Annotated in this window: 10 protein-coding genes, 1 tRNA gene and 3 other RNA genes; 8 read left to right on the top strand and 6 right to left on the bottom strand. The window is 62.1% G+C overall.

The window, feature by feature from the left end; genetic code table 11:
* The first annotated feature begins 20 nt into the window (after nucleotides 1-20).
* From lpoB to D7I37_RS17115, 7 genes are all read left to right on the top strand, one after another.
* Nucleotides 21-611, top strand: a complete 591-nt coding sequence (gene lpoB, locus D7I37_RS17085; RefSeq protein WP_061798355.1) for a penicillin-binding protein activator LpoB — start codon at nucleotides 21-23, stop codon at nucleotides 609-611.
* Nucleotides 592-1,464, top strand: a complete 873-nt coding sequence (locus tag D7I37_RS17090) for a phosphotransferase (RefSeq protein WP_061798356.1) — start codon at nucleotides 592-594, stop codon at nucleotides 1,462-1,464. The genes lpoB and D7I37_RS17090 overlap by 20 nt, the downstream gene beginning before the upstream one ends.
* A 31-nt stretch (nucleotides 1,465-1,495) precedes the next feature.
* On the top strand, nucleotides 1,496-2,515 hold the full coding sequence (nagZ, locus tag D7I37_RS17095; RefSeq protein ID WP_095096989.1) for a beta-N-acetylhexosaminidase: 1,020 nt from the start codon (nucleotides 1,496-1,498) through the stop codon (nucleotides 2,513-2,515).
* A gap of 80 nt (nucleotides 2,516-2,595) precedes the next feature.
* On the top strand, nucleotides 2,596-3,138 hold the full coding sequence (gene ycfP, locus D7I37_RS17100) for an alpha/beta hydrolase YcfP (protein ID WP_129544032.1): 543 nt from the start codon (nucleotides 2,596-2,598) through the stop codon (nucleotides 3,136-3,138).
* Between the two features lie 332 nt (nucleotides 3,139-3,470).
* Entirely contained in the window at nucleotides 3,471-4,775 is a 1,305-nt protein-coding gene (locus tag D7I37_RS17105) for an NAD(P)/FAD-dependent oxidoreductase (RefSeq protein ID WP_095096995.1), read from the top strand.
* Nucleotides 4,776-5,124: 349 nt separating this feature from the next.
* Nucleotides 5,125-5,661 (top strand): glycine zipper 2TM domain-containing protein, encoded by a 537-nt coding sequence (locus D7I37_RS17110; protein WP_167387242.1) that lies wholly within the window; start codon nucleotides 5,125-5,127, stop codon nucleotides 5,659-5,661.
* A 266-nt stretch (nucleotides 5,662-5,927) separates the two neighbouring features.
* Entirely contained in the window at nucleotides 5,928-6,407 is a 480-nt protein-coding gene (locus tag D7I37_RS17115) for an Rrf2 family transcriptional regulator (protein WP_061798362.1), read from the top strand.
* Nucleotides 6,408-6,476: 69 nt separating this feature from the next.
* Here D7I37_RS17115 and sdeB read toward each other — a convergent pair whose 3' ends face one another.
* Both sdeB and D7I37_RS17125 read right to left on the bottom strand, forming a co-directional pair.
* Nucleotides 6,477-9,620 (bottom strand): multidrug efflux RND transporter permease subunit SdeB, encoded by a 3,144-nt coding sequence (gene sdeB / locus D7I37_RS17120; protein ID WP_129544033.1) that lies wholly within the window; start codon nucleotides 9,618-9,620, stop codon nucleotides 6,477-6,479.
* Nucleotides 9,621-9,644: 24 nt separating this feature from the next.
* Complete coding sequence (locus tag D7I37_RS17125) at nucleotides 9,645-10,832, bottom strand: efflux RND transporter periplasmic adaptor subunit (protein ID WP_061798365.1); 1,188 nt, start codon at nucleotides 10,830-10,832, stop codon at nucleotides 9,645-9,647.
* A gap of 296 nt (nucleotides 10,833-11,128) precedes the next feature.
* Between D7I37_RS17125 and D7I37_RS17130 the strand changes: the two genes are divergently transcribed.
* Nucleotides 11,129-11,488, top strand: coding sequence for a helix-turn-helix domain-containing protein (locus D7I37_RS17130; protein ID WP_095097001.1), 360 nt, complete (start codon nucleotides 11,129-11,131; stop codon nucleotides 11,486-11,488).
* Nucleotides 11,489-11,718: 230 nt separating this feature from the next.
* On the opposite strand, the gene D7I37_RS17135 is transcribed toward D7I37_RS17130, so the two are convergent.
* The 4 genes from D7I37_RS17135 to D7I37_RS17150 all read right to left on the bottom strand — a co-directional run bounded on the left by D7I37_RS17135 (nucleotide 11,719) and on the right by D7I37_RS17150 (nucleotide 12,503).
* A non-coding RNA gene (locus D7I37_RS17135) (RtT sRNA) lies at nucleotides 11,719-11,840 on the bottom strand.
* A gap of 46 nt (nucleotides 11,841-11,886) precedes the next feature.
* Nucleotides 11,887-11,976, bottom strand: a tRNA-Ser gene (locus D7I37_RS17140).
* Nucleotides 11,977-12,211: 235 nt separating this feature from the next.
* Nucleotides 12,212-12,333: non-coding RNA, RtT sRNA (locus D7I37_RS17145), on the bottom strand.
* Between the two features lie 48 nt (nucleotides 12,334-12,381).
* A non-coding RNA gene (locus D7I37_RS17150) (RtT sRNA) lies at nucleotides 12,382-12,503 on the bottom strand.
* Nucleotides 12,504-12,539 lie beyond the last annotated feature (36 nt).

A 12,539-nucleotide genomic window follows, 5' to 3' on the forward strand; every position in this document is an offset into this window, starting at 1 on the left:
GCCTGGCTTGGAGAGAAAGAATGAAAAAGTATTTATTCGTGGCGTTGGCCGCATTAACCCTGAGCGGCTGCCTGTCGCGCCCGCCCGCGCCGGATCAGCCGCAGCCGCCGGTTACCGTCGAGCCGGTGACGCCGCAGCCGCCGGTCGAACAGCCGCAGCCGCCAACCAGCGAACCGGTGCCGCAGCCGCCGAAAATCCAGCAGCTTGACTGGCTGGGCAGCGTGCAGCCGCTGGTGAACCAGATGCTCAAGGCCGATGGCGTATCGGCCGGCAGCGTGCTGCTGCTGGACAGCGTGAAAAACAACACCAACGGTTCGCTGCAAACGGCGAAGGCCACCTCGGCGTTGCACAAGGCGCTGGCGTCCAACTCCACCTTCAGCGTGGTGCCGGAAGCGCAGCTGGCGAGCGCCAAGCAGACGCTGGGCCTATCTTCCGATGACAGCCTAGGTTCGCGCAGCAAGGCTATCGGCCTGGCGCGCATCGTCAGCGCGCAGTACGTGCTGTACAGCGACGTCAGCGGCGATGTGAAGTCGCCGACGCTGGATATGCAGCTGATGCTGGTGCAAACCGGTGAAATCGTCTGGTCGGGCAATGGCGCCGTTAAACGCTGAGTCCGCGCTGCGACAATTGATGGATAACGGGCTGCCGGCGGTGAATACCGCCGGTTGTCGTTTCAGCCCGGTGCAGGGGTTGACCGGTGAAAGCTGGCGTATCGACGGCGGGGGCGTCACCCTGCTGGCGCGCCATCAAAGCGCGGAAAAAACCGCGCTGGGGGTCTGCCGTCGGCGCGAGGCCCGGCTGCTGCGCCGCTGCGGCGAAGGGCTGGGGCCGCGAGTTTTAGCGCAAAATAATCAATGGATTATCCTCGAATGGCTCATGGGTGACGCCGTCACAAATGACGCTTTCGCAGCGCTGAATCAACGCGGTGAACTGGCGGCGATGGCGGCGGCGCTGCATCGGCGGCCGCTCAGCGGCTACCCGGTGGATCTGCCGCGGCAGTTCGCCGCCTATTGGCAGCGAGTGGACCGGCGGCGCCTGACCCCGGCCTGGCTGCGCTGGCAGCGCCACTTCCTGCAGGCTGAGCCGCCCGCGCCGCTGCAGCTGGCGCCGCTGCATATGGACATCCACCCGGGCAACCTGATCGCCTCCGCCCAGGGGCTGCGGCTGATCGACTGGGAGTACGCCGCCGACGGCGACGTGGCGTTGGACATCGCCGCGCTGTTTCGCGGCAACGGCTGGTCCTTCGCACAGCAGCAGCTTTTTTTGCGGCATTATGCGCGGCGCGGCTACCCGGACGCGGGCCGGCTGCACGCCCAGGTGCGGCGTTGGCTGCCGTGGGTGGACTATCTGATGCTGATGTGGTTTGAAGTGCGTTGGCGCCAAAGCGGCGACGCCGAGTTTTTGCGCTGGGGCGCAGCCTTGCGCCGGCGTTTTTGTTTATCATCATCCCCATGTTCTGAATGAATAATGAAGTGAGGTGGCCGTGGGCCCAGTAATGTTAGATGTCGCCAGCTACGAGCTGGATGCCGAAGAACGTGAGATCTTGAAACACCCGCTGGTCGGCGGGCTGATCCTGTTCACCCGCAACTTCCACGATGCGCAGCAGCTGCGCGAGCTGGTGCGCCAGATCCGCGCGGCGTCGCACGATCGGCTGGTGGTGGCGGTGGATCAGGAAGGCGGGCGCGTGCAGCGTTTCCGCGAAGGCTTTACCCGCCTGCCGGCGGCGCAGTCGTTCGCCGCGTTGAACGATCCGCAGGAAGCCGGCCGTCTGGCGCAGGAAGCCGGCTGGCTGATGGCGGCGGAAATGATCGCGCAGGATATCGACATCAGCTTTGCGCCGGTGCTGGATATCGGCCACGGCAGCGCCGCGATCGGCGAGCGCTCGTTCCACAGCGATCCTCAGCAGGCGTTGGCGATGGCCGAGCGCTTTATTCAGGGGATGCACAGCGCCGGCATGAAAACCACCGGCAAACACTTCCCGGGCCACGGTGCGGTCAGCGCCGACTCGCATAAGGAAACCCCGCGCGATCCGCGCCCGCTGGCGCAGATCCGCGAGCATGACATGGCGATATTTCGCGAGCTGATCAACCGCGGCCTGCTGGACGCGGTGATGCCGGCGCACGTCATCTATACTGAAGCGGACCCCCGCCCGGCCAGCGGTTCGCCTTACTGGCTGCGGCAGATCCTGCGGCAGGAGCTGGGGTTCGACGGCGTTATTTTCTCCGACGATCTGTCGATGGAAGGGGCGGCGATCATGGGCAGCTATGCCGAGCGCGGCCAGGCGGCGCTGGATGCCGGTTGCGACATGATACTGGTGTGCAATAACCGCGCCGGCGCGGTCAGCGTGCTGGATAACCTGTCCCCGGTCAAAGCAGAGAAGGTGAAGCGGTTATATCATCGCGGTCAGTTCACCCGCCAGGAACTGCGCGACTCCGAGCGCTGGCAGCAGGCGCACCAGGCGCTGAGCGCGCTCAGCGATCGCTGGGAAGAGGGCAAGTCGCATTCCCGGGGGTGAGTCCAGGACGCCGCGCTGCGGCGTAGAGCGGAAATGATGGGGGCTGCGCCCGCAGCCCTCAGCTTGTTGCGAGGATCCACATGATTATCTATTTGCACGGCTTCGATTCCACCAGTCCCGGCAATCATGAAAAGGTGTTACAGCTGCAGTTCATCGATCCGGACGTGCGCTTTATCAGCTACAGCACCCTGCATCCGCGTCACGACATGCAGCATCTGTTGAAAGAGGTGGACAAGGCGGTGCAGCAGGGCGGAGACCCCCATCCGCTGATCTGCGGCGTCGGCCTCGGCGGTTTCTGGGCCGAGCGTATCGGCTTCCTGTGCGGCATCCGTCAGGCGATGTTCAATCCCAATCTGTATCCCGAAGAACTCATGCACGGCAAGATAGACCGGCCCGAAGAATATCGGGATATCGCCACCAAGTGCGTCGAGGATTTCCGCGAGAAAAACCGCGATCGCTGCCTGGTGGTGCTGTCGCGCCATGATGAGGTGCTGGACAGCCGGCGCAGCGCCGCACTGCTGCATCACTATTATGAAATCGTCTGGGATGAACAGCAGACCCACAAGTTCAAAAACATCTCGCCGCACCTGCAGCGCATCAAGGCGTTCAAGAGCCTGGGTTAACAGTTTCATAACGTCGTAACGGGCCGCGATTATTGCTTTTCGGCACAATAAGCCGCGGCTTTTATGCGCAACGGCGCCCGTTTTCGGCGAGCCCGCGGCGGAATTCAAAACTGTGACGCAGCGCTAACTATTTGATACGCAATCCTCAAAAAAGTCCCTCGTCCAGCCTTTAACCAAAAAAGTTTGATGCACGTCAATTTTGGTATGACCAAATAACCCCACATGCTATTCTGGCTGCAGACAGCAGGTTTATTTTACGCGAACCCTATGTATTCTAAGGATATTATTTCTTTACCCTAGGATAACAATTGGTTCACATTTAGGGGGTTATTTTGACAACGCCAAAGAAGAAAATCGTCATTGTCGGCGGCGGCGCCGGCGGTTTGGAACTGGCGACCAGCCTGGGGCATAAGCTCGGTCGCAAGAACAAGGCCGAGGTCACGCTGGTGGACCGCAACCACAGCCACCTGTGGAAGCCGCTGCTGCATGAAGTCGCCACCGGGTCCCTCGATGACGGCGTGGACGCGCTCAGCTATTTGGCGCACGCCCGCAACCATCATTTCAGCTTCCAGCTGGGGTCGTTGACCGACATCAACCGCGAAACCCAAACGCTGCAGCTGGCGCAGATCTGCGACGAGCAGGGCGGCGAGCTGGTGCCCGCGCGCGAACTGTCTTACGACATTTTGGTTATGGCGTTGGGCAGCACCTCGAACGACTTCGGCACGCCGGGGGTGAAAGAACACTGCATCTTCCTGGATAACCCGCATCAGGCGCGTCGATTCCACAATGAAATGCTCAACCTGTTCCTGAAGTTCTCGGCTCAGCCGGGGCAGAAAGAGCGCGTCAACATCGCCATCGTCGGTGGCGGCGCCACCGGCGTGGAGCTGTCCGCAGAGCTGCATAACGCGGTGAAACAGCTGCACAGCTACGGTTTCGAAGGCCTGGACAACCGCGCGCTGAACGTGACGCTGGTTGAGGCCGGCGAGCGCATTCTGCCGGCGCTGCCGCCGCGCATCTCCGCCGCCGCGCACCAGGAACTGAACAAGCTCGGCGTGCGGGTGCTGACCAACACCATGGTCACCAGCGCCGACGCCAACGGCCTGAACACCAAGGGCGGCGAGTTTATCGATGCCGATCTGATGGTGTGGGCGGCCGGCATCAAGGCGCCGGACTTTATGAAGGACATCGGCGGGCTGGAAACCAACCGCATCAACCAGCTGGTGGTTGAGCCGACGCTGCAAACCACGCGCGATCCGAACATCTTCGCGATTGGCGACTGCGCTTCCTGCCCGAAAGAGGGCGGCGGTTTTGTGCCGCCGCGCGCCCAGTCGGCGCACCAGATGGCATCGCGCTGCTTCACCAACATTCTGGCGCTGCTCAACGGCCAGACGCTGAAGCCCTACGTTTACAAGGACCACGGCTCGCTGGTGTCGCTTTCCCGCTTCAGCACCGTCGGCAGCCTGATGGGCAACCTGATGCGCGGTTCGATGATGGTGGAAGGCCGCATTGCGCGCTTCGTCTACATCTCGCTGTACCGCATGCACCAGGTGGCGCTGCACGGTTACATCAAAACCGGCCTGATGATGCTGGTGGGCGGCATTAACCGGGTGATCCGCCCGCGTTTGAAAATGCACTGAACACCCCGCGCCGAACCCCGCCCGCGCCGGCTCGCCCGCGCGGGTTTTTTTATCCCCCGATGCTGCGGGCGCGGTATCGGCCAGAATATCCTGTTGCCGAAATAGGCAAAATTCTTAAGATTTCTCCTAAACAGCGGCGAAACGCCGGATTTCCAGCATTTTTGGTCCCTTTGTCTTATTGCGGGCTTTCAGAACATTGTGCAGACTTTACCTCGTTTACAGACGGCGCGTCGCGCACGCCGTAAACCGGGATACCACGTGCCGCCCATGCGCAAAATAATAAGCGCGGTGCAATGTTGGTAGCGTCTCCCGGGATAAAATGCGTGGTAACACTTTCAGGAGGTTTCCTGTGAACAAGTCAATGTTAGCCGGTGTTGGCATCGGCATCGCTGCCGCTCTGGGGATTGCCGCGGTAGCCAGCCTGGACGTTTTTTCTTCCGGTCCGCAATTCGCGCAGGTTCTCGCCGCAACGCCGATTAAAGAAACCATCAAAACCCCGCGTCAGGAATGCCGCAACGTCACCGTGACCCACCGTGCGCCGGTGCAGGATGAAAACCGCATCGCCGGTTCCGTGCTGGGTGCGGTAGCCGGCGGCGTGATTGGCCACCAGTTCGGCGGCGGCCGCGGCCGTGACGTCGCCACCGTCGTGGGCGCGCTGGGCGGCGGCTATGCCGGCAACCAGGTGCAGGGCGCGATGCAGAACAACGACGTACGCACCAGCACGCAGCAGCGTTGCAGAACGGTCTACGACAAATCGCAGAAAATGCTGGGTTATGACGTGACCTATAAAATCGGCAATCAGCAGGGCAAGATCCGCATGGATCACGATCCCGGCACCCAGATCCCGCTGGACAAAAGCGGCCAACTGGTGCTGAACAAAGCCTGATTGCAGGGGCAAGAATTAAACCCGCGGATAGTGTTAGTTCTGATCGTTTAACCCGGTTAAGCGAGCGGCGTTAACATTGACGCGGGTTTCTGCTTTCTGTCTCCCGCCGCGCGGCGGTTTCAAGCCTAATGTATGCGTGCGATTTCACCGGGCATAACTTCAAAAATGCCGCCGCGTTTGTTATATTATTGTGCAATTGAGCGCGATGTTGTATAGCGCTGAGCCGTACCGGCAAACCGAGAATTTCGTCTCCCAGAGATAACGATATGTTAGATTTCCGCTTTCCGACAGCGTTGCAAATGGTCCTTAGCGTCGCCGTAGCTGAGAAGCAGGGCGTGCGTTCAACCAGCGCGATCCTTGCAGCCGGTCTGGAAGCCAACCCCAGCTTTATCCGCAAACTGATGGTGCCGCTGACCAAAGACGGCATTATCGTCTCCACCCTGGGCCGTAACGGCTCGATTCACCTCGGCCGCCCGGCGGAACAGATCACCCTGCGGGATATTTATCTGGCGGTGATCGACGATAAACGCATCTGGGCTGCGCGCCCTGAAGTGCCCGCCCGCTGCCTGGTGAGCGCCAACGCCTGCTGGTATTTCAAATCGGTGGTGAACGAAGCGGAGCAGGCGTCGCTCGCCGTGCTGGCGCGCCATACCGTGGCCGATTCGCTGGCCGAGCTGGAGCGGGGCGACAAGCGCGCCTGTGCGGAATACGCCGCGGCGCAAGAGGCTGAGGCCGCCGGCAAATAATTCGCCAGCCGGTACGCAAATAAAAAAGGTCGGGTTTTCACCCGACCTTTTTGCATTTGCTGCAGGCGATTACGCCGGCTGTTGCTGCGCCTTGCCCGCCACCATGCGCCGCAGCGTGACGTAGAACACCGGCGTCAGGAACAACCCGAACAGCGTGACGCCCAGCATGCCGGCGAACACGGTGATGCCGGTGACGCCGCGCACTTCGGCGCCGGCGCCGTGCCCCAGGATCAGCGGGATGGTGCCGGCGATAAAGGCGATCGAGGTCATCACGATCGGGCGCAAACGCAGGCGACAGGCTTCCAGCGCCGCCTCGACGATGCCCTTGCCCTGGATTTCCAGCTCGCGGGCGAACTCGACGATCAGAATGGCGTTCTTGCAGGCCAGCCCCATCAATACCACCAGCCCGACCTGCACGAACACGTTGTTGTCGCCGCCGGTCAGCCACACGCCGAACAGCGCCGACAGCATGGTCATCGGTACGATCAGGATCACCGCCAGCGGCAGCGTCCAGCTTTCATACAGCGCCGCCAGCGCCAGGAACGCCAGCAGCACCGCCACCGGGAACACCACCAGCGCCGCATTGCCCTGGGTCGACTGCTGATAGCTCAGATCGGTCCACTGAATGTTCATGCCGTTCGGCAGCAGCTTGCCGGCCATTTGGGTCAGCGCGCTCATCGCCTGGGTAGAGGACAGCACGCGCGGATCCGCGTCGCCGATCAGGTCCGCCGCCGGGAAGCCGTTGTAGCGGATCACCGGGTCCGGGCCATAGGTGGTGCCGATGCTGACCATGCTGCCGATCGGCACCATTTCGCCTTTGTCGTTACGGGTGCGCAGGTTGGCGATGTCCTCGACGCTGTCGCGGAACTGGCCGTCGGCCTGCGCCATCACCTTCCAGGTGCGGCCATAGCGGTTGAAGTCGTTGATGTAAGACGAGCCCAGATAGGTCTGCAGCGTGCTGAACAGCGCGTTGAGCGGCACCCCCTGCGCCTTGGCCTTGTCACGGTCAATCTTCGCATCCAGCTGCGGCACGTTAGCCTGATAAGACGAGATCGGGAAGCCCATGCCCGGCGTTTGCATAATGGTGCCCGACATGGTGTTGATCGCCGTTTGCAGCGCGCCATAGCCCAGGCCGGCGCGGTCCTGCACGTACAGCGAGTAGCCGGAGCCCTGGCCGATGCCGAGGATCGGCGGCGGCATGATCGAGAAGGCGAAGCCTTCCTGAATCTGCGAGATGCGCGCGTTGATTTCGGCGTTGATCTGCGCCGCGCTGCGGGTGCGGGTGCTCAGCGACTCGAGCGCGAAGAACACCGTGCCGGTATTCGGCGTATTGGTGAACTGCAGCGCGTTCAGGCCGGGGAAGGCCACCGCGTCCGTCACGCCGTCGACGCTCAGGCCGATGGCGCTCATCTTGCGGATCACCGCGTCGGTGCGCTCCAGCGACGCGCCTTCCGGCATCTTGACGCCGCCGATCAGGTACAGCTTATCCTGGGTGGGGATAAAGCCGCCCGGCACGGTTTTGAACATCAGGCCGGCGGCGCACAGCAGCAGCAGGTACACCGCGAACACCGCGCCGCGCCGGCCCAGCACGCGGGATACCCCGCGCTGATAGCGCTGCGAGCCGCTGGCGAAGAAGCGGTTGAACGGCCGGAACAGCCAACCGAACAGCCGGTCAATCAGCCGCGATGGCAAGTCTTTCGGCGCGCCGTGCGGTTTCAGCAAGCGCGCCGCCAGCGCCGGCGACAGGGTCAGCGAGTTGATGGCGGAGATCACCGTCGAAATGGCGATGGTGACGGCGAACTGCTTGTAAAACTGACCGGTGACGCCGGACAGAAACGCCATCGGCACGAACACCGCGCACAGCACCACGGCGATGGCGATGATCGGCCCGGAGACCTCGCGCATCGCCTGATGCGCCGCCGCCAGCGGCGTCAGCCCCTCTTCGATATTGCGCTCGACGTTTTCCACCACCACGATGGCGTCGTCCACCACGATACCGATAGCCAGCACCAACCCGAACAGGCTCAGCGTATTGAGCGAGAAGCCCAGCAGGTACAGCGCGGCGAAGGTGCCGACGATCGAAATAGGCACCGCCAGCAGCGGAATGATCGAGGCGCGCCAGGTTTGCAGGAACAGGATGACCACCAGCACCACCAGGATCACCGCTTCGAGCAGGGTATCCACCACCGCGCGGATCGAGTCGCGCACGAATACCGTCGGGTCATACGGCGACTTCCAGCTCATGCCGTCGGGGAAACGGGTGGCCAGTTCGGCCATTTTGCCGCGCACCGCGTCCGACAGCTCGATGGCGTTGGCGCCCGGCGCCTGGAAGATACCGATGCCCACCGCATCCTTGTTGTTGAGCTGGGCGCGCAGCGCATAGCTGCCGGAACCCATCTCGATGCGCGCCACGTCGCGCAGCCGCACGATCTCGCCGTTGTCGCCGCTCTTGAGGATAATATTGCCGAACTCTTCCTCGGTCTGCAGCCGGCCCTGCGCGTTGATCGACAGCAGGTAGTCGCTGCGGGTCGGCATCGGCTCCGCGCCCAGCTGACCGGCGGAGACCTGCACGTTCTGTTCCTGCATGGCGCTGACCACATCGGAAGCGGTCAGCCCGCGCGAGGCGACCTTGTTCGGATCCAGCCAGATGCGCATCGCATATTCGCCGGCGCCGAAGATCTGCACCTGGCCGACGCCGGGCAGCCGGGCCAGCTCATCCTTGACCTTCAGGGTGGCGTAGTTGCGCAGATACAGCGAATCGTACTTGCCGGAAGGCGACACCAGATGCACCACCAGCGTCAACGCCGGAGACTGCTTCTGGGTGGTGATGCCCTGGCGACGCACGTCTTCCGGCAGCCGCGCTTCGGCCTGCGCCACGCGGTTTTGCACCTGCACCTGGGCCTGATCGGGATCGGTGCCGGGGCGGAAGGTCACGGTGGTCACCAGCACGCCGTCGGAGCCGGCCACCGATTTCATGTACATCATGTTTTCGACGCCGTTGATCGCTTCCTCCAGCGGCGTGGCCACCGTTTCAGCGATCTCTTTCGGGTTGGCGCCCGGGTATTCGGCGCGCACCTGCACGCTGGGCGGCACCACGTCCGGATACTCGCTGATCGGCAGCAGCGGGATGGCGATCACCCCGCCGACAAAAATCAGAATCGACAGCACCGCTGCGAAGATCGGGCGGTCGATGAAAAAACGGGAAAAGTCCATGGGTCAGGATTCTCTGCTGGAGGCTTAGTTGAGTGCGGGGGTATTGGCGGCCATGGCGACGGTTTTCGCATCGACCGGCATGCCCGGCATGAACACCTTCTGCATGCCGTCGACGATCACCCGATCGCCCGCAGACAGGCCTTTTTGCACGATGCGCAGCCCCTCGGCCACGCGGCCCACTTCGATATCGCGGCGCTGCGCCTTGCCGTCTTTATCGACGACGTAGACGAACTTGCGATCCTGGTCGGTCATCACCGACTTGTCGTCGATCAGCATGGCGTTGAATTCGGCGCTGCCGGGCATCTGCACCCGGGCGAATAACCCCGGCGTGAAGCGGCGCTCGCGGTTGTCGAGCAGGGCGCGCATGCGGATGGTGCCGGTGCCGGCGTTCAGCTGGTTGTCGGTGAAATCCACCAGCCCCTGATGCGGCGTGCCTTCTTCGCCCACCAGCCCAACCCTGACCGGCAGCTGCGCGCCGCGTTGGCCCTGGCTTTGGTAGCGCAGGAAGGTCGCCTCATCCACGTCGAAATAGACATACACCTTGTCGAGCGACACCAGCGTGGTGAGCACGCTGGCGCTGTCGCCGGCGGTGACCAGGTTGCCGGCGGTGATCATCGCGCGGCTGGCGCGTCCGTCGATCGGCGCGGTCACCCGGGTGAAGTCCAGATTCAGCTGCGCCATATCGAGCTGGGCCTGCGCCGCCAGCACGTTGCTTTGCGCCTGGGCGGCGGAGGAGCGCCGCTGTTCCCAGACTTCCCTGGAGATCGCCTGCGTGCCGATCAGTTTTTCGGTGCGCGAAGATTCGCTGCGCGCCAATGCGGCCTGATTGCGCGCCCGCACCAGCTCCGCCTGCGCCTGCTCGCGCGCGGCGCGGTAGGTGCGATCGTCGATGGTGAACAGCACCTGACCTTTTTTCACCTCGTCGCCTTCGGTGTAGTTGACCCGATCGATATAGCCGGACACTCGCGGCCGCAGCTGCACGCTCTGCACCGCTTCGATCCGGCCGTTGAAGGCATCCCACTGGCTGATGGGTTTGATCACCACATTGGCGGCGCTGACCGCCGGCGGCGGCGGGGCGGCGTTCTGGGCGACGCCGTTGTCGCACCCGGCGAGCAGCGCGACCAGCAGCGCCACCCCGGAAAGGCGCTGGCCGATGGCGGCGCCGTGCAGGCGGCCGCTGACGTTGAACAATGAGTTTGGCTGGCTTGGCATTATTTTTATTTCCGATAAGTAAGCGCGGTCAGGCCATACACCCGGCCCTGTAATCCGGGTAACGTCCCTGGCCTGCGACCGGCGGCGGAGCTGCGGCGTCGTTCATCGACACCGCGTTAAGTTTTGAAACACATTGTTGTCACATTAATGTATCAATATCGGTTACATTAATCGGGTGGATTATAGGAGTGGGTTTCCTGTAAATGCAATAATAAAAATTGCATTTAGTGCAAAACTGCTGCAACGTATTGGCATCGGGCAGCGGGCATACCTGCCAGCATGATGGGAGCGTCAGCATGAACAATACGGGCTTTATTACTGATTTGATCGCGTGGATTGACAACAATCTGGAAGAGAAGCTGGATATCAACACCGTGGCGGATCGCGCGGGTTACTCCAAGTGGCACCTGCAGCGCATGTTCAAGCGCCAGACCGGCTACGCGTTGGGGGAGTACATTCGCATGCAGAAGCTGAAGGTTTCTGCCGAGCGGTTGGCCAACAGCGGCGAGCCTATCGTCAGCGTGGCGATCTCATTGGGTTTTGATTCGCAGCAGTCGTTCAATCGCAGCTTCAAACGCCAGTTCGGCCAAACGCCGGGCGACTGGCGCCGCGCGCTGACGCAGCCGCAGGCGGCGCTGGGGCGAACCCACCACTGAGCGGTGGGGGGCCAGACAACGAGAAAGTCTGAGTTTTCGCTCAGGCTTTCTCTTTAGAATATGGCGGTGAGGGAGGGCTCGATTCGCTGCGCTCACCCAGCGGGCCGCCTTCGGCGGTCCAAAACGCAATGCGTTTTGTCGAACCCTGTCGAGGCTTCTCGCCCCTCCCGGCCAATGCGCCATGCATAAAAAAAAGCCTGGACGCGAATCCAGGCTTTCTCTTTAGAATATGGCGGTGAGGGAGGGCTTGATTCGCTGCGCTCACCCTGCGGGCCGCCTTTGGCGGTCCAAAACGCAATGCGTTTTGTCGAACCCTGTCGAGGCTTCTCGCCCCTCCCGGCCAATGCGCCATGCATAAAAAAAGCCTGGACGCGAATCCAGGCTTTCTCTTTAGAATATGGCGGTGAGGGAGGGGTTCGAACCCTCGATACACTTTCGCGTATACACACTTTCCAGGCGTGCTCCTTCAGCCACTCAGACACCTCACCGTATTTTTCGTTGCGAACTCATCGCTGCAACGGGGCGCTACTATAGGGAGTGAGGGCGAACCGGTCAAGCAGAATTTCTGCGTTTCGGCGCGTCTGCTCACGCGGTGTTCAGATTGCTGGAAACTGCGGCGAACCGCGGGCCGGTAAGGCGCGGCGGGGACACTAAACCGGGCGTTAGCCCGGTTGCAGACAGCAAAAAAGCCTGGACGCGAATCCAGGCTTTCTCTTCAGAATATGGCGGTGAGAGAGGGCTTGATTCGCTGCGCTCACCCTGCGGGCCGCCTTTGGCGGTCCAAAACGCAATGCGTTTTGTCGAACCCTGTCGAGGCTTCTCACCCCTCTCTTTCGGTGCGTCATGCATAAAAAAAAAGCCTGGACGCGAATCCAGGCTTTCTCTTCAGAATATGGCGGTGAGAGAGGGCTTGATTCGCTGCGCTCACCCTGCGGGCCGCCTTTGGCGGTCCAAAACGCAATGCGTTTTGTCGAACCCTGTCGAGGCTTCTCACCCCTCTCTTTCGGTGCGTCATGCATAAAAAAAAGCCTGGACGCGAATCCAGGCTTTC

It is taken from the genome of Serratia sp. 1D1416, assembly GCF_003641105.1.
Taxonomy (GTDB): Bacteria; Pseudomonadota; Gammaproteobacteria; order Enterobacterales; family Enterobacteriaceae; genus Serratia; species Serratia ficaria.